This is a genomic window from Bartonella sp. MR168JLCBS, assembly GCF_042194175.1.
On record NZ_JBHIMP010000154.1, the window covers coordinates 374 to 1,075 of the forward strand.

At 37.5% G+C, this 702-nt stretch carries 1 protein-coding gene; it reads right to left on the reverse strand.

Going from position 1 to position 702, the window contains the following annotated elements:
* Positions 1-201 precede the first annotated feature (201 nt).
* Positions 202-702 (reverse strand): magnesium transporter (locus ACFIK8_RS09940; RefSeq protein ID WP_375669326.1); only part of this gene is annotated, 501 nt, incomplete at its 5' end.

The window sequence follows — 702 nt, forward strand, 5'->3', positions numbered from 1 at the left end:
GATTATCACACTTACTATGAGCATTTAATGCACTCCCTAAAAAACCAAAACAAGAGAAGCATTTGAAATAACAATTTCAAGAGATTTTTTCTAAAAAATGTGTAAGGCTGTTTTATATTTAAAAAAAATCAATATGTTGCTAACAATTGCCAAACAGAAGAGATTTTAAATTGCATGAAATGCGTTTTTTTCTTCTCTGTGTTAGAGGAGAGTTCCAGATAAAATGAAGGAGGCAACAGAAAAATAGATTACAATCCCCATGACATCAACTAAAGTTGCGACAAGGGGCGCTGAAGCACTTGCTGGATCAAATCCCAAACGTTTAAGAATAAAAGGAAGCATAGAGCCGGATAATGAACCGAATGTAACGATCCCGACCAAAGCAGTACCTACCGTTGTGGAAACAGCAATCCAATGTTTTCCATAATCATAGATACCCAGTTGTTGCCAGAAAACAATGCGCATAATTCCAATGATTCCGAGTAAGAAACCAAGAGACAGCCCTGTTGGAATTTCACGGATGATAACTTTCCACCAGTCTTTAAGCGTGAGTTCACGTAAAGCTAATGCACGAATAATAAGAGATGTAGCCTGTGAGCCAGAATTTCCTCCTGAACTCATAATGAGAGGAATGAAAAGTGTAAGGATAATAGCTTTCTCAAGTTCTGCTTCGAAATATTGCATAGCGCTGGCTGTCAACAT